The sequence below is a fragment of the Cryobacterium sp. 10S3 genome (genome assembly GCF_034344045.1).
GTDB classification, from domain to species: domain Bacteria; phylum Actinomycetota; class Actinomycetes; order Actinomycetales; family Microbacteriaceae; genus Cryobacterium; species Cryobacterium glucosi.
This window is the reverse complement of the sequence record NZ_CP133773.1, coordinates 1940834-1956515: the sequence shown is the minus strand read 5'-3', so window position 1 is coordinate 1956515 and position 15682 is coordinate 1940834. Positions and strand designations below refer to the sequence as shown.

At 68.9% G+C, this 15682-nt stretch carries 16 protein-coding genes, 1 tRNA gene and 1 riboswitch; of the genes, 12 read left to right on the top strand and 5 right to left on the bottom strand.

From position 1 onward, the window contains the following. Nucleotides 1-88: 88 nt before the first annotated feature. The 5 genes from RHM57_RS09115 to RHM57_RS09095 all read left to right on the top strand — a co-directional run bounded on the left by RHM57_RS09115 (nt 89) and on the right by RHM57_RS09095 (nt 5928). Nucleotides 89-1759 carry an HNH endonuclease signature motif containing protein gene (locus RHM57_RS09115; protein WP_322189768.1) on the top strand — a complete coding sequence of 557 codons (1671 nt, stop codon included), beginning with the start codon at nt 89-91 and terminating at the stop codon, nt 1757-1759. Between the two features lie 167 nt (nt 1760-1926). After that, on the top strand, nt 1927-2985 hold the full coding sequence (locus RHM57_RS09110; RefSeq protein ID WP_134447674.1) for an ABC transporter ATP-binding protein: 1059 nt from the start codon (nt 1927-1929) through the stop codon (nt 2983-2985). A 26-nt stretch (nt 2986-3011) separates the two neighbouring features. Further along, nucleotides 3012-4208 (top strand): ABC transporter substrate-binding protein, encoded by a 1197-nt coding sequence (locus tag RHM57_RS09105; RefSeq protein WP_322189767.1) that lies wholly within the window; start codon nt 3012-3014, stop codon nt 4206-4208. Beyond that, nucleotides 4187-5119 carry an ABC transporter permease gene (locus tag RHM57_RS09100; protein WP_241975442.1) on the top strand — a complete coding sequence of 311 codons (933 nt, stop codon included), beginning with the start codon at nt 4187-4189 and terminating at the stop codon, nt 5117-5119. Before RHM57_RS09105 ends, RHM57_RS09100 begins: the two co-directional genes overlap by 22 nt. 8 nt (nt 5120-5127) lie before the next feature. Then, a complete protein-coding gene (locus RHM57_RS09095) occupies nt 5128-5928 on the top strand; it encodes an ABC transporter permease (RefSeq protein ID WP_134447678.1) in 801 nt (266 codons plus the stop codon). 12 nt (nt 5929-5940) lie between these two features. Here the strand turns inward: RHM57_RS09095 and RHM57_RS09090 are convergent, their stop codons facing one another. Further along, nucleotides 5941-6498 (bottom strand): TIGR03086 family metal-binding protein, encoded by a 558-nt coding sequence (locus RHM57_RS09090; RefSeq protein ID WP_322135710.1) that lies wholly within the window; start codon nt 6496-6498, stop codon nt 5941-5943. Between the two features lie 116 nt (nt 6499-6614). Between RHM57_RS09090 and RHM57_RS09085 the strand changes: the two genes are divergently transcribed. Further along, complete coding sequence (locus RHM57_RS09085; protein ID WP_134447682.1) at nt 6615-7901, top strand: DNA polymerase IV; 1287 nt, start codon at nt 6615-6617, stop codon at nt 7899-7901. 39 nt (nt 7902-7940) lie between these two features. Beyond that, nucleotides 7941-8300, top strand: coding sequence for a spore germination protein GerW family protein (locus RHM57_RS09080; RefSeq protein WP_322189766.1), 360 nt, complete (start codon nt 7941-7943; stop codon nt 8298-8300). 3 nt (nt 8301-8303) lie between these two features. Here RHM57_RS09080 and nhaA read toward each other — a convergent pair whose 3' ends face one another. Beyond that, nucleotides 8304-9677, bottom strand: coding sequence for a Na+/H+ antiporter NhaA (gene nhaA, locus RHM57_RS09075; protein WP_370294804.1), 1374 nt, complete (start codon nt 9675-9677; stop codon nt 8304-8306). Nucleotides 9678-9806: 129 nt separating this feature from the next. Further along, nucleotides 9807-9916, top strand: a riboswitch (TPP riboswitch). Between the two features lie 36 nt (nt 9917-9952). On the opposite strand from nhaA, the gene RHM57_RS09070 reads away from it, so the two are divergent. Genes RHM57_RS09070 through RHM57_RS09050 form a run of 5 tightly spaced genes read left to right on the top strand, consistent with a single transcriptional unit; the run spans nt 9953 to nt 13833 of the window. Further along, on the top strand, nt 9953-10585 hold the full coding sequence (locus RHM57_RS09070) for an ECF transporter S component (RefSeq protein WP_322135713.1): 633 nt from the start codon (nt 9953-9955) through the stop codon (nt 10583-10585). Between the two features lie 3 nt (nt 10586-10588). Then, nucleotides 10589-12157 carry an ABC transporter ATP-binding protein gene (locus RHM57_RS09065; protein WP_134559950.1) on the top strand — a complete coding sequence of 523 codons (1569 nt, stop codon included), beginning with the start codon at nt 10589-10591 and terminating at the stop codon, nt 12155-12157. After that, on the top strand, nt 12154-12945 hold the full coding sequence (locus RHM57_RS09060) for an energy-coupling factor transporter transmembrane component T family protein (RefSeq protein ID WP_134559948.1): 792 nt from the start codon (nt 12154-12156) through the stop codon (nt 12943-12945). The genes RHM57_RS09065 and RHM57_RS09060 overlap by 4 nt, the downstream gene beginning before the upstream one ends. Continuing rightward, on the top strand, nt 12932-13576 hold the full coding sequence (locus tag RHM57_RS09055; protein ID WP_322189765.1) for an ATP-binding protein: 645 nt from the start codon (nt 12932-12934) through the stop codon (nt 13574-13576). The genes RHM57_RS09060 and RHM57_RS09055 overlap by 14 nt, the downstream gene beginning before the upstream one ends. Next, nucleotides 13573-13833, top strand: coding sequence for a hypothetical protein (locus RHM57_RS09050; RefSeq protein WP_134447692.1), 261 nt, complete (start codon nt 13573-13575; stop codon nt 13831-13833). The genes RHM57_RS09055 and RHM57_RS09050 overlap by 4 nt, the downstream gene beginning before the upstream one ends. 3 nt (nt 13834-13836) lie before the next feature. Here RHM57_RS09050 and RHM57_RS09045 read toward each other — a convergent pair whose 3' ends face one another. The 3 genes from RHM57_RS09045 to RHM57_RS09035 all read right to left on the bottom strand — a co-directional run bounded on the left by RHM57_RS09045 (nt 13837) and on the right by RHM57_RS09035 (nt 15648). Then, on the bottom strand, nt 13837-15111 hold the full coding sequence (locus RHM57_RS09045) for a hypothetical protein (RefSeq protein ID WP_322189764.1): 1275 nt from the start codon (nt 15109-15111) through the stop codon (nt 13837-13839). A 23-nt stretch (nt 15112-15134) separates the two neighbouring features. Then, nucleotides 15135-15500: a metallopeptidase family protein gene (locus tag RHM57_RS09040; RefSeq protein WP_134559944.1), complete on the bottom strand. Its 366-nt coding sequence runs from the start codon at nt 15498-15500 to the stop codon at nt 15135-15137. 72 nt (nt 15501-15572) lie between these two features. Then, nucleotides 15573-15648: transfer RNA gene (locus tag RHM57_RS09035), tRNA-His, on the bottom strand. Between the last annotated feature and the right edge of the window lie 34 nt (nt 15649-15682).

Genomic DNA, 15682 nt, shown 5'->3' with positions numbered 1-15682 from the left:
CGTCTTCAGGTATGAAACTCGGAATGAGAAGCCCACAATTATGTGAGTAAGTCTCGTCTTTGTGTTCGATTCGGCGTAGAATCGGGGTATGGCAGGAGCTTCCGATCCCCAGTCACACACCCCGCAGACACCCGGTTCCGGGGCTGCGGGTGATCAGCCCACCGCAGGCGCCGAGTCGGCCCATTCGGTCGAGGTTGCCGAGGGTTTCGAGGGCGCTGAAGGGCTGGCCAGGTCGGTGCCGTCGGTGCCGTCGGTGCATGCGGATGCTGTCGCAAGGCTCGTGGAGGCGCAGGCGGTTCTCGCAGACGCCCTGGCGGCGATCCCGGTGGGGCTGCTCAGTGACACAGAAGCTGTGACGGCGCTGAGCACCGTGGAGGCGATCGGGCGGACAGTGGACGCGGCCAGGGTGAGCACGGCGACGGATGTGGACCGGCGGGCTCGGGTTTTGGGCCGGGAGGGCCTGGCCTGGCGGATGGGCTGCACGGGCCCGTGGGATGTCCTCACCCGGGTGACGCGGGTGTCGGCCCGGGAAGTGAAGCGGCGCACGAAGCTCGGCGACGCGGTGTTGCCGCGGCCGTGCGGCGGGAGCAGCTGGTTGCCGCCCTTGTTCCCGACGGTCGGAGCCGCCCTGGCAGCGGGGGAGATCGGGGTGGAGACGGCGGAGTTGATCGTGGCCGGGTTGCAGGTGATCAGTCACCGGGTGGCGCCGGATGACCTGCTCACGGCGGAGCGGGCCCTGGTCGCCACGGCGGCGGGGCTGATCACCCCGGAGACCGAGGATTTGGCCGGGGCCGGTGTGCCGGTGACGACGGACCTGATCCGGGGCATGGTCGCGCAGTGGCAGGCGGCCCTGGACCCCGACGGGGTCCTCCCGACCGAGGACCTGTTCGAGGCGAAGTCCAACATCGGCTTCGGCCAACTCAAGAACGGGTTGTACCCGGTGAAGGGTGGAGTGACGCCGGAACTGTTCGGGGTGATGAACACCCTCTTCGACGCCTTCCTCAGCTTCCACGCCCGCCCGGCGTTCCCCACCGCCGAGGAACAGGCGCTGATGGATTCGGGGCAGATGATCCCCGGCGCCGAGACCGCGGGTACCGACGCCGACACGGGCCCGGATCTGGACGTGATCGAGGCAGAGCTCCGGGAGCGCCGGGCGGATACCCGCACGAGTGGGGAGAAACGCGCGGACATCCTCCGGGCGTTGTTCGAGCACGCCGCCCGCGACGAGGACACGCCCAGCATGGGCGGATCCGCCCCGACGGTGATGGTGCACGTGAACGCCGCCGACCTCGCCTCCGGGGTTGGGGTGGGGTGGATCGACGGGGTCGAGGCCCCCGTGTCTTTGAAGACGGTGCACCAGCGCATCTGTGACGGCGGCTTCCAAGGGGTCCTCTTCGGGGCGAACAACGAAGTCCTCAAGCTCGGTCCGGAGCGGCGCTATTTCAACCGGGCCCAGCGCCGGGCGATCACCGCCCGGGACGGCGGCTGCATCATCCCCGGGTGCAAAGCCCCGGCGCACTGGGCCGAAGTGCACCACGTGAAGCCCTGGGCGAAGGACGGCCCGACGACCGTCGATAACGGGGTGTTGCTCTGCTGGTTCCATCACCACACGATCGACACCTCGGGGTGGGAGATCCGAATGGTGAAAGGCTCACCGCAAGTGCGGGCCCCTGGGTTGATCGATCCGCAACGGCTCTGGCGGCCACCGAACCGGCACCGCGCCCACCAGGTCCTCACCGGACCACCCAACCGCGACTGACCGGCCCGACTGACCAGGGCGAACGGGGGCCATGCCGGACGCGGGCCGTCGCTATAGGGTGTCGTTCTCGGAGGCGTTCGGTCATCGTGACCTGACCGCAACATGCGGAACCGGATTTCAGACATCCGTTTCCATATGATTTAGCCGAGGGTGACAAAGGAGGCTCCGTGTCCGCAGACCGACCGGCAATCCGCTTGCGGGGGCTGACCAAGTCCTTCGGCGCGGGAAACGCCGTTGACGGGGTTGATCTCGACGTCGTCGAGGGCGAATTCTTCTCGATGCTCGGCCCTTCCGGCTCCGGAAAGACGACCGTGCTCCGGCTGATCGCGGGCTTCGAACAGCCCACGAGCGGAACGGTGTCGCTCCAGGGAAAAGACGTGACCGACCGCGCCCCCTTCGACCGCGACGTCAACACCGTGTTCCAGGACTATGCGCTCTTCCCGCACATGACCGTGCTCGACAACGTCGCATACGGGCTGCGCGTGCGCGGCGTCGGCAGGCGCGAACGCCACGAGCGGGCCAGGGCGGCCCTCGACACCGTGCGTCTCGGCGGGTTCGGCGACCGGAAGCCCGGACAGCTCTCCGGCGGGCAACGGCAGCGCGTGGCCCTGGCCAGGGCCACGGTCGTCCAGCCCAAGGTGCTGCTTCTGGACGAGCCGCTCGGCGCCCTCGACCTCAAGTTGCGCGAGCAGATGCAGGTCGAACTGAAGGAACTCCAGCGCGAACTCGGCATCACCTTCATTTTCGTCACCCACGACCAGGAGGAGGCGCTCACCCTGAGCGACCGGATCGCCGTCTTCAACGAGGGTCGGATCGAACAGCTCGGAACCCCCGCCGAGATCTACGATCACCCGGTATCGCCCTTCGTAGCCGCTTTCGTAGGCACGTCCAACGTGTTCAGCGACGAGCTGTCCCTCCGTGTGCTCGGCCGAGGAGGCATCCACTCGGTGCGTCCGGAGAAGATGACGGTCGAGAGGCTGGAGTCCCCGCTCAGCGGCGACCGCTCGGCGACAGGCGTCCTCGCCGAGGTGATCTACCTGGGCAGCAGTACCCGGCTCATCGTCGACCTCGACGCGGGCATGCGCGTCGTCGTGCAGGAGCAGAACGACGCGCGTCGGGTCGGCGACGAAGAACGCGGCGCCCGTGTGCGCGTGGCCTGGTCCGACAGGGACACCGTCGTGGTCGTCGCAGACCGCCGCACCGAATCACTGGACCCGGCACCTTAAACAGCTCACCAAGAATGGAGACCGTAATGAACCGCCACGCGCCCCACCGCAACTCCAGACTGACCGCCCTGACCGGGCTCGCCATCGCCTCGATCGCGCTCCTCACGGCGTGCGGAACCACGACGTCCGGGGCGACCAAGCCCACCGCATCCGCACCGACGGCCCTCGGCGCGAACGAGGGGGCCGTCTCGATCCTCGCGTGGCCCGGCTACGTCGAAGACGGCAGCAACGACCCGACCGTGGACTGGGTCAGCGCCTTCCAGGACGAGACCGGCTGTAAGGTCACGAGCAAGACCTACGGCACCTCCGACGAGGCCTTCAACCTGATGAAGACGGGCGACTACGATGTTGTCGCGGCCTCGGGAGATGCCTCCCTGCGCCTGGTCGCCGCCGGAGACGTCGCCCCGGTGAACACCGACCTGATCCCGAACTACGCCGGAATCTACGACTTCCTCAAGCTGCAGGCCTGGAACAGCGTCGACGGTGTCTCCTACGGCATCCCGCACGGCTACGGCGCCAACCTGTTGATGTACAACAAGGATGTCGTCACGCCGGCCCCGACGTCGTGGGACGTCGTGTTCGACAAGTCTTCGGCGTACAAGGGCAAGGTCACGGCATACGACTCCCCGATCTACATCGCGGATGCCGCCATGTACCTGATGAAGCACCAGCCCGATCTCGGGATCAAGAACCCGTACGCCCTCGATGAGAAGCAGCTCGCGGCGGCCGTCGACCTGCTCAAGCAGCAGCGCCCGAATATCGGAGAGTACTGGTCCGACTACCTCAAGTCGGTGCAGTCCTTCGAGACCGGGGACACGGTCGTCGGAACCACCTGGCAGGTGATCCGCAACTCGCTCGCCGCCGGGACCGCCGCCGAGGTCACAGTTCCGTCGGAAGGAGTCACCGGCTGGTCTGACACCTGGATGATCGCCTCGAAAGCGGCGCACCCCAACTGCGCGTACGTCTGGCTCAACTACATCGCGAGCCCGAAGGCGAACGCGCAAGCGACCGAGTACTTCGGAGAGGCCCCGTCCAACCAGAAGGCCTGCGAGTTCATGACGGACCCCAACCAGTGCGCGACCTATCACGCCGGAGACGCCGACTACGCGTCGAAGATCTGGTACTGGACGACGCCGATCGCCAAATGCGTCGACGGCAGGACCGACGTGACCTGCACCGACTACGCGGCCTGGACGACCGCGTGGCAGGAGATCAAGGGCTGATGCTCCAGGCCGATTCCGGCGGGCCCGTTCCGGTGCCCCGCGACACCGGGGCCCGCCGGATCTCGGTCTTCCTGAGCCGGCACCCTCGGCTCCGACTCTCCCTGCTGCTCTCGGCTCCGCTGTTCTGGCTCGGGCTGGTGTACATCGTGGCCCTCGCGGCGCTGCTGATCACGGCCCTGTGGACGGTGGACACGTTCACGGGAACCATCACGCAGACCTGGACGCTCGACAACATCGTCACCGTGCTGACCGGCTCGCTGTACCAGACGGTGACCCTGCGCACCCTCGGCATCGCCGTGGTCGTGACCGTCGTCGACATCCTGGTCGCCCTGCCGATCGCGTTCTACATGGCCAAGGTCGCGAGCACCAGGTGGCAGCGGGTGCTCGTGATCGCCGTGCTGATGCCGCTCTGGGCGAGCTACCTGGTCAAGGCGTATGCGTGGCGCTCCGTGCTGTCGAGCGACGGCATCGTCGACTGGCTGGTCGCGCCCTTCGGCGGCCAGACCCCGGGATACGGGCTGCCGGCAACGGTCATCACCCTCGCTTACCTCTGGCTGCCGTACGTGATCCTGCCGATCTACGCCGGACTGGAACGCGTGCCGGACTCCCTGCTCGAGGCCTCAGGCGACCTCGGGGGCCGGACCGGATCCACCCTTCGGCTCATCGTGCTGCCGATGATCTGGCCGGCGATCATCGCCGGTTCGATCTTCAGCTTCTCGCTCACCCTCGGCGACTACATCACGGTCAACATCGTCGGCGGGGCCAACCAGATGCTCGGGAACCTCGTCTACACGAACGTCGGCGCGGCGAACAACCTGCCCCTCGCGGCGGCGATCGCCCTCATCCCGATCGTGATCATTTTCGGATACCTCGCCGCCGTGCGCCGCACCGGCGCCCTGGACAACCTGTAAGGGGAGAGATGCGCCTCAGCAGACCGGCACGGATCGTCCTCGCCGTCCTCACCGGGATCATTCTCGCGGTGATCTACCTGCCGCTCATCGTCGTGCTGATCAACTCCTTCAGCACGAGCACGAACCTGACCTGGCCACCGCCCGGCCTGACCTTCGAGTGGTGGGTGAAGGCGTTCCACAATGAGGGCGCCCTCAACGCGATCGGGACGAGCGTGCAGATCGCGATCGTGGCGACCCTGGTCTCCCTCGTCCTCGGCACCCTGATCTCGCTCGCCCTGCAGCGGTTCGCGTTCTTCGGCCGCGACGCCGTGAGCCTCCTCGTGATCCTGCCGATCGCGCTCCCCGGGATCATCACGGGCATTGCGCTCAACAATGCGTTCCGCACGATCATGGGCATTCAGCTGTCGATCGCGACCGTGATCATCGCGCACGCGACCTTCTGCATCGTCACGGTGTTCAACAATGTCATCGCGCGTCTCCGCCGCGTCGGCATGAACTTCGAGGAGGCGTCCGCCGATCTCGGAGCGGGGCTGTGGACCACCTTCCGACTCGTGACCTTCCCGCAGCTGCGTTCTGCACTTTTCGCGGGGGGACTTCTCGCTTTCGCGCTGAGCTTCGACGAGATCATCGTGACGACGTTCACGGCGGGGTCGAGCGTGAAGACCCTGCCGATCTGGATCCTCGACAACCTGTTCCGGCCGAATCAGGCCCCGATCGTCAACGTCATCGCGGTTGTCCTCGTGCTGGTCTCGATCGTGCCGATCTACGTGGCACAGCGCCTCGCGGGGGCCGAGAAAGTCACCCCCTGAGGCCCACTCGGTTCAGCGCGCGTCGCGCCCGGTGAGCGCGAGGAGGCGGGACTGCAGCGGCGCGTCGTCGGGGAGGGGAACCGGGGGAGCGAAGAGGCCGCTTGCTTCGAGGGCGTCCTTCTGGGGCTCGAAGACCGTCCAGACGGCGGCGACGAGCTCGTCGTCGAGGGACTCGTCGGCGGAGACGGCCCTGGCGAGATCCCAGGTGTGGATGGTGACCTCCGCGACCTGTTCCCGCAGGTACTCCGCGGCGGTGACGGTTTCGGACGCCAGCCGGACGGGAGCATCCGCCGGGGCCTCCGACCAGGCGGCGGTCGCGAGGGCGGAGTAGGTGTCCCATTCCGCCTGCAGGTCGGAGCCGAGCGGGGCGCGGGTGAGGCGAGCCTCGATGACCGACCGTCCGGCGAGGAGCCGCGGTACACTCTGCTGGCCGCGGACGACATGGCGCACGAGGTCGCGGACGGTCCAGTCCGAGTCGGGGGTCGGTGCGTCCCAGCTGGTGACGTGCGCGAGCCGGGCGCTGAACTCCTGGTGGGCCTGCTGCTGAAGTGCGATCCAGTTCGATTCCATGAAGGCTCCTTTCGTTGCACGATGCAACCCCTGCGGTCGCCGGTGCATTCCGCCTCGCACGCTACCCGTGGAACAGGTCTGCCCGCACGGTCGGCGGTGTGGGTTAGGGTCTCAGGGTGAGCAGGCAGGACGGAAGCGACCGCACGGTCTCGGCGGCAAGCGTCGACGACTCCTCCGCGACCCTGCTTCACATCGACATGGATGCGTTCTTCGCGTCCGTCGAGCTGCTCGACCACCCGGAACTCGTCGATAAACCCGTCATCGTCGGCCACCGCTCCGGCCGCTCCGTCGTGACCGCCGCCAACTACGTCGCCCGGCGCTACGGCGTGAACTCGGCCATGCCGATGGCGCTCGCCCTGCGGCGCTGCCCGGCGGCGGTCGTCCTCGAACCGCACATGAGCCGGTACCGGGATTTCTCCGAGCAGGTGATGGGCATCTTCACGGACATGACCCCGCTCGTCGAGCCGCTCAGCATCGACGAAGCCTTCCTCGACGTCTCCGGGGCCCGCCGCCTGCATGGCTCGCCCGCCGTGATCGCGGCGCTGATCCGCGAGCGGGTCCAGAACGAGACCGGGCTCACCTGTTCCGTCGGTGCCGCGTCGACGAAGTTCGTCGCCAAGATGGCGTCGAGCAGGGCGAAACCCAACGGCCTGCTCGTGGTACCGGCTGAGGACACCCTCGCGTTCCTGCATCCGTTGCCTGTCGGCTCACTCTGGGGCGTCGGCGCCATGACCGAGAAGTCGCTCCTCGGGCTCGGCCTCCGCACGATCGGCGACCTCGCCGCCACGCCGCTGCCTGTGCTGCAGAAGTCCATCGGCGAGGCCTCCGGCCGCAAGTTGCACGAGCTCGCGTGGGGGAGAGACCCGCGCGGAGTGACCCTCGAACGCGAGGAGAAGAGCGTCGGCCACGAGATCACCTTCGAACACGACGTGACGGATGTCGCCCGGTTGCGCAGCGAGCTCCTCCGCCAGTCCGACGCGGTGGCGGTTTCCCTCCGGCGCGCCGGCCTCGTCGGGCGCTGCGTGGTCCTGAAACTCCGGTACACCGACTTCAGCACCGTGACCCGCTCGCGCACCCTCGCCGAGGCGACGAACGTGGGCCGCCGCATCTACGAGGAAGCCGCGGCGAGCTTCGACGTGCTCGCGGCCCGCGGCATCCGGGTGCGACTGATCGGAGTGCGGGTGGAGCAGCTGGGCGACGGCGATGGGGCGGGCCTCGGCCTCTGGGACCCCGACGACGACTGGCGTGGCGCCGAACTCGCGGTGGACTCCGTCACCGCGCGCTTCGGTCGCGGTTCGGTGCGGCCCGCCTCACTGCTCGGGCCGAGCCAGGCCCGCCCGGTGGGCCTCGACGCCACCAAGCCGAACCCCCGTGCGGGAGAACGCGGCGACGCGAATCCCTGATGCCGGGCGTTGCGGAGCGCGGCGGAGTATCGTGAAGAGATGACTAGCCTCCCCGAAAAGCTCGCAGAAATCTCCCGCTCCGCCGGCGTGCGGTCGGCATACGGTGACCCCGTCCTCGTCGACGGGATCACGATCGTTCCCGTCGCGCTCGTGTACTACGGTTTCGGCGGCGGCGAAGGTGAATCGACCGAAGGAACCGGCACGGGTGGCTTCGGCAGCCCCGGACACGGCGCCGGCGGCGGCGGTGGCGGAGTCTCCATCCCGGTGGGCGCCTACGTGAAGTCCCAGGGCACCGTTCGCTTCGAACCCAACGTCATCTCGCTGCTCGCCGTCGGTATCCCCTTCGTCTGGGTCGTCGGCAAGACGCTCAGTCACGTGATCCGGGCACTCAAGAAGTAGCCCCTACTCGAAGGCGTCCGGGACCCCGTCGTTGTCCGCGTCCGTCTTCTCCTTGAGGTCGATCTCCCGGTAGTGCCGGTTGCGGCTGCGCAGCACGACGGCGGCGAGGAGAGCCGCGAGCAGGGACGCCGTGAGGATGGCGACCTTGGCGTGGTCGTCCTCGATCGTGCCGTGCCCGAAGCCGAGCTCGCTGATCAGCAACGACACCGTGAAGCCCACCCCGGCGAGCATCGCGACGCCGATCACGTCGACCCAGGCGAGGTCGGGGTCGAGCGATGCCTTCGTCGTGCGGGTCACGAGCCAGGTGGCGCCGAGGATGCCGACCGGCTTGCCGAGGACGAGCGCGACGATGATCCCGATCGCGACGGGGTCGCTCAGCGCTGCCGCGAGACCGGCGGGCCCGCCGATCGCGACACCCGCGGAGAAGAAGGCGAAAACCGGGACGGCGAATCCCGCCGACAACGGCCGGATCCGGTGCTCGAGGGTCTGGGCGAGCCCCGCTCCCGCGTCTGGTCCGCCACCACGACGACTGCGGAGCACGGGCACCGCGAAACCGAGCAGCACGCCGGCAACGGTGGCGTGGATGCCGGACGCATGAACCAGAACCCAGGTCAGCACGCCGAGCGGCACGAGAACGAGCCACGCCAGCCACGGTTGCGTCCCGAAATGGTACGAGTATCGGTGCGCGAGGAATGCGAAAACGGCGAGCGGCACCACGGCGGCCGCAAGCAGGAGCGGCTGGAGGTCGCTCGTGTAGAAGAACGCGATGATCGTGATCGCCAGCAGGTCGTCGACGACGGCGAGGGTCAGCAGGAACACCCGGAGGGCGCTCGGCAGGTGCGAGCCGATCACGGCGAGCACGGCGACGGCGAAGGCGATGTCCGTCGCGGTCGGTACGGCCCAGCCGCGCAGCGCTTCCGCGCCACCGCCGAGGTTCACGAGCGTGAAGAAGAGCGCGGGGGTCAGCACGCCACCGACGGCCGCGGCAACGGGAACGACAGCGCGGTCGAGGGTGCGCAGGTCCCCGGCGACGAATTCGCGTTTGAGCTCCAGGCCGGCGAGGAAGAAGAAGATCGCGAGCAGCCCGTCGGCCGCCCAGGCCCCGACGCTGAGCTGGAGGTGCCAGGGCTCGTAACCGAACTGGAAGTCGCGTACGGCGAAGTAGAGGCCGGAGGCCGGCGAGTTCGCGAGGACCAGGGCGATGACGGTCGCTACGAGGAGGAGTGCCCCGCCGACCGTCTCACGACGGAGGATCTGACTGATCCGCACGTATTCCGGATAGCTGCTGCGCCGGAAGACCGCGCCGATTCCCCGAGGATTGCGAGGGGAGGGGGCGCTTCCTGGTGGAGTCATCGGCGGATTCGTGGGTGGGGTCATGGGTGGATCCTCTGGTTTCGGGCTCGATGAGCGGACGCCGACCAGACTTCCCGGCACACCTGCTTTCACTGTACACGGGGCCCTCGCCGCGCCCCTGCCCGCGGCGGGAAGCCGGTGCGGTCTATACTCGGAATCGAACACGGGAGTCCGGTCAACCGGGCTGAGAGGAAGCTTCCTAAGCTTCGACCGTCAAACCTGATCTGGATCATGCCAGCGCAGGGAGGCAGAAACACTCATACCCGTGCCCTCAATTGCCATTGAAAGGGCGCGACATCATGCATTCAACAACCACCACACCCGCAGCCCGGGTTCGCAACTACCGCTGGCGGGTCGTCGACATCGTCGTCGCCAGCGTGATCGGCGTCGCGAGCGGCGTCATCTTCTGGGCGTGGGGCCTGGCCTGGACGCCGCTCAGCACCGTCCTGGCTTTCACGCCCGGCCTCGAGGGCCTCCTCGCCGGCGGCTGGCTCTTCGCAGCCGTGCTCGGCGGACTCGTCGTGCGGAAGCCCGGCGCCGCCGTCTACACCGAGGTCGTCGCAGCCGTCGTCTCGATGCTCATCGGCACCCAGTGGGGTTTCTCGACCCTGATCTGGGGCGTCGTCGAGGGCCTCGGCGCGGAGATCGTCTTCGCCCTGTTCCTCTACTCGAGCTGGAAGCTCGGCACCGCACTCCTCGCCGGCGCCGGCGCCGGCGTTGCGGTCGGAATCCTCGACGTGCTGAACAGCTACGCAGCCGTCGACGACGCGATCAAGGTGACCTACTTCGTCTCTGCCGTGATCTCCGGCGTGCTCCTCGGCGGGCTTGTCTCCTGGCTCGTCCTGCGCGGCCTCGTGCGCTCAGGAGCCCTGAGCCGCTTCGCCGCAGGCCGGGACAGTTCGGGCCGGGCGGCCCAGCGAGCCACCGCGTAGCGGATGCCCCTGGATCCCGATTCCGTACGCCCGGTCGCGGGCGCGCATGTGCGCGCCCGCGGCTGGGGCTGGCGGCACGCCGGACGGGGCGCGCCTGCGGTCTCCGGACTCGACCTCGACATCCGCCCCGGCGAACGGGTGCTCTTGCTCGGCGCGAGCGGCGCGGGCAAGAGCACTCTCGTGCACGCGCTCGCCGGAGTACTCGGATCTGAGGATGAGGGCGATGAGACCGGCGAACTTCTCGTCGACGGGCGGCGTCCTGCGGATGCCCGCGGCCGGGTCGGTCTCGTGCTGCAGGACCCGGATTCCCAGGTCGTGCTCGCGAGGGTCGGCGACGACGTCGCCTTCGGCTGCGAGAATCTCGCCGTGCCGCGCGACGAGATCTGGCGCAGGGTCGGTGCCGCCCTCGACTCGGTCGGCCTGCGGCTCCCGCTCGACCACCCGACCTCCGCGCTCAGCGGCGGCCAGAAACAACGCCTCGCACTGGCGGGCGTCCTCGCGATGCGGCCGGGCCTGCTCCTGCTCGACGAGCCGACTGCGAACCTCGACCCGGAGGGTGTCATCGAGGTGCGCGACGCCGTGCGCCGCACCCTCGACGCCTCCGGGGCGACCCTGATCGTGATCGAACACCGGGTTGCGGTGTGGCAGGACCTCGTCGATCGGGTCATCGTGCTCGATGCCGCCGGTGGAATCCTTGCCGACGGGCCGACCGGCACCGTGCTGCAGTCCGAGGGCGAACGGCTCGCAGCGGCAGGGGTCTGGGTGCCGCACCTCCCGCCGCGGCTTCCCGGCCGGCTGCCGAGCCGGCTACCTGCCGACCTCGGACTCCAGGCCGGGGGAGCCCAGACTCCCGACCTCCTGTTGAGCGCGAGCGGCCTCGCCGTCGGGCGGGTGCCGTTCGCCCGACGCACCGCACGGGTCGTCGCTGGCGGGATCGACCTCACCATCGGGGCGGGAACGGCGACCGCGATCACGGGCCCGAACGGCGCGGGTAAATCGACCCTCGCGCTCACCCTGGCCGGCCTGCTCGCCCCGGCGGGCGGCCGTCTCGCTGCGAGTCCCGGCCTCGCGGGCGGCCTCGGCACCGAACCGGTCCGCTGGCGTTCCCGCGCCCTGCTGACCCGGATTGGTACGGTCTTCCAGGACCCGGAACACCAGTTCCTCTCCGGCTCCGTGCGCGCTGAACTCGCCGTCGGCCCGCATGCCCTCGGCCTCGCCCCCGCGGAACAGGTCCGCCGGGTCGACGAGCTCCTCGAGAGGCTGCGGCTCGACCACCTGGCCGAAGCGAACCCCTTCACTCTTTCCGGCGGGGAGAAACGCCGGCTCTCGGTCGCGACGGTGCTCGCGAGCCGCCCGCGGGTGCTTGTGCTCGACGAGCCCACCTTCGGGCAGGACTCCCGGACCTGGCGGGAGCTCGTCGCCCTCCTCGTCGAGGTGCAGAGCGCGGGCACAGCCCTTGTCTTCGTCACCCACGACGAGCTCCTCGTCGACACGATCGCCGACTCCGAATACCGGCTCGCGGGTGGCAGGGCCGGGTCGGCGGCCGGCTCAGCGGCGGGGGCGCGCCGATGAGCCTCCTCACGCCGAGCATCCGCCCGAGCGCGGTCGCCCGGCTCAACCCCATCTCCAAGCTCGGCGCCGCGATCGTCGTGAGCCTCGCGCTGCTGCTCTCGATCGACTGGGTCTCGGCACTGGTCGCCCTCGCCCTCGAGGGCGTGCTGCTGTTCTGGTGCGGGCTGAGCGCGCGGCAATTCTGGCTGCGCACGTCGACGCTGTGGATCGCAGCGCCCTTCGCGGGCCTGACGACGGTGCTGTATGGCCGCGACTCCGGAGCGGTGCTCCTGACAATCGGTTTCGTGACGGTGACGGACGGCTCGGTCCAGCTCGGCCTGGCCATCGCGCTCCGGGTACTCGCGATCGGCCTGCCGGGAATCGTCCTCCTGGCCACGACGGACCCCACCGACCTCGCCGACGGGCTCGCGCAGGTGCTGCGCCTGCCGGCCCGGTTCGTGCTCGGCGGACTCGCCGGCCTGCGTCTCGTCGGCATGTTCATCGAAGACTGGCGCTTCCTCAGCCTCGCCAGGCGCGCACGGGGTGTCGGCGACGGCGGCGGACCGATCGGGGCCCTCCGCCGCTTCTTCGGGCCGGCCTTCGCCCTGCTCGTCATCTCGGTACGCCGCGGGAGCAAGCTCGCAACGGCTATGGAGGCCCGCGGCTTCGGGACGGCGCCGCGCACCTGGGCACGCGCATCGGCGATCGGGGCAGGGGACGCCGTGATGCTCGGCCTCGGCCTCGGTATCGCCGGCATCGCGATCGCGGTTGCGGTCTGGGCGGGGACGTGGCATTTTGTCCTCTCCTGACCAGGTGCTGCTCGCCCCGGTGCTGGCGGCGATCGCGGCGTTCCAGAGGGCGGATGCCGGGCCCATCGTGATCCTGATCGACGGGCCGAGCGGTGCGGGCAAGAGCACCCTCGCCGACCGCATCCTCGACGCCTGGCCGTCGACCGCCGGGCCGACGAGAGTGCGGCCCGCACTCATCCGTCTCGACGACATCTATCCAGGCTGGAACGGACTGGCCGCCGCGAGCGCACACCTGACCGAACACGTGCTGCACCCGTTCCGGGCCGGACTGCCCGGCGCCTGGCGCCGCTATGACTGGGGAGCGGACGCGCCTGCGGAATGGCATCCGGTCGACCCGGCCCTTCCGCTCCTCGTCGAGGGCTGCGGCACGCTCTCAGCGGCCAATGCCGGCCTGAGCGACGTACGGATCTGGCTCACTGCCGACGACGAGGAACGCAAGCAGCGGGCCCTCGCGCGGGACGGTGAGGCATTCCGGTCGCACTGGGACCAGTGGCAGGCAGAATGGCAGGGATTCCTCGTGCGGGAGGAACCCGGACGATGGGCGACGATCGAACTCGACGGGACCCCCGGCCTCCGTGGAGATCGGGGAAATCGGGGAGATCGGGGAAATCGGACTAGCGTTAGGTCATGACTAGTCCAGCTCCCGAAGAAGTGTTCTACACCGCCGAATTCATCGATGGCCCCCTCGAGGGACAGGTCGATTCCCGAGTCCTCGTGCGGGGCGCGCATGACAGCCGGATCAGCATGGTCTCGCTCGTCGAGGGCATCGAGACCCTGTTCTGGTACGACGAGGTCGACGAACGCGACGTGCAGGGCCGGATCCATGTGCGCTACCGCTTCGACGCGACGGACAGCGACCCGTACGTGCCGGAAGACCAGCCGGAGTAGCCGCTACTGCTCCAGGAGTGCCGAGATCATCGGCACCGGGTTGAGCAGGCGCCAGCCGGGTCCGGGGGCGCTGATCGTCGTATCGAGCACGAGGGGTGAGGTCACGGCCTCCCCGCTCGCATCCACGGTGACCCGGCCGACCGTCGTACCGGAGCGGCCGGTCGCGAACGCGTCCAGGTCAAGCGCGGGTGCTCCTACCGGAGCGGCCTGCCAGCCGAAGCGGGTCTTGGCCGTCTTCACGACGCCAGAGGCCGTCGCGTCCCAGGGAGCGTCGAAACGCACGTACGCCGCGCCCTCCGCGAGGATCGGGAGGTCGGTGACTCCGGCCTTTGCACTGGCCATGAGCGCCTTCAGGTCGGTCGTCAGCGTGTCGTAGTCCGGCTCGCCGATCACGGCACCGGCGAAGGTGAAGGCCGCCGGCGCGGTTCCCACGCTTGCGGTGAACAGGAAACAGACGCCGCCGGCGTCCGTGTAGCTGCGGGAGAGGCCGGTGATGCCCTCCTCCGGCAGGTAGGCGGTCGTGTTGTCGACTCCGCGCTGGCCGACGAGGGCGGATGCCGGGCTCGCGAGGATCTGGCTGATCACCGGGTTGGTCGCAGCGAGGCCCGCGAGCCGCGCCAGGTCCGTTCCGGTCCCGACGCTCGCATCCGCGAGGCCCGTGGCGTCCGCGACGTGGATGCCGGCCAGGCCCTCCTTCGTGAGCCAGGCGTTGGCGGCCGTGACGTAGGCGTCGAGGGAGCCGAAGGCCCACCGGGCGAGGGTATCCGCGTGGTTGTTGCTCGAACCGAGGATCATCGCCTGCAGGAGTTCCTGCTGCGTCCAGGTTTCGCCGGGGAAGACGATGACCGTGCGGGCACCGTTGGCCACGTAGTCGAGGTAGTCCTGGTAGTCGGCCGGCGTGATCGGCACCCCGGGCCCTGCGGCGCCGGCGTCGAGGGGCTTGGCCGAGAGCACGACCAGGGCGGCGACGATCTTCGCCGCGGCGGCCATCGGCAGCGGGGTTGTGCTGCCCGCTGCGGCGATCGGGGTGGTCGCGACCGTCGTCGCGGTCGTTGCCGCGCCGGCGGCCGGCGGCACGAGGCTCACGACGGCGCTCGTGCCCGCGGCAGGGAGCACCGGGGGAGTGGCGGCTGTCGCGGCGGCCGGTGCCGACACCACGGTCGCCTTCACCATCGGGAGCGGCCCGAGGAGCGTCGCGGGCCCGTAGACGCCGATGACAAGGATCGCCAGGGCACCGACCGTGATACCCAGGGCGCGGCCGGGCCGGAATTTACTCATGAGTCGAGGCTAACAAGTGCGGGTCATCCCCAGCCGAGCTCGTGCAGCCTGTCGTCATCGATCCCGTAGAAATGGCCGATTTCGTGCACGAGGGTGATGTGCACCTGATCGCGGAGCTCATCGAGGGAGTCGACGATCGCGAGCAGGGACTCCCGGTACAGGATGATGCGGTCCGGCATCTCGCCGAAACCGTACTGGTCGCGGTGTGTCAGGGCGACGCCGTCGTAGAGGCCGAGCGTGTCGAGGGAGCCGTCCTCCGGACGATCCTCGACCACGAAGATGACGTTCTCGAGCCCGTCGACCATGTCGTCGGGCAGGAGATCCAGCTCGTCGACGACGACCTTCTCGAATTCCTCGTGACTGAATTCATCGGGGCTGAGCTGCGGCATCCGTTCAGCATCTCACAGTGTTGATTTCACACAGTACTGATCGTGAGGTGCTGAACGGATGCCTGCTCTACTTGGGGTGACTGACGGGGCTTGAACCCGCGACCTTCCGGACCACAACCGGACGCTCTACCAACTGAGCTACAACCACCATGTGCTGCGCTTTTCCCGAAGGAGCAGCGGCA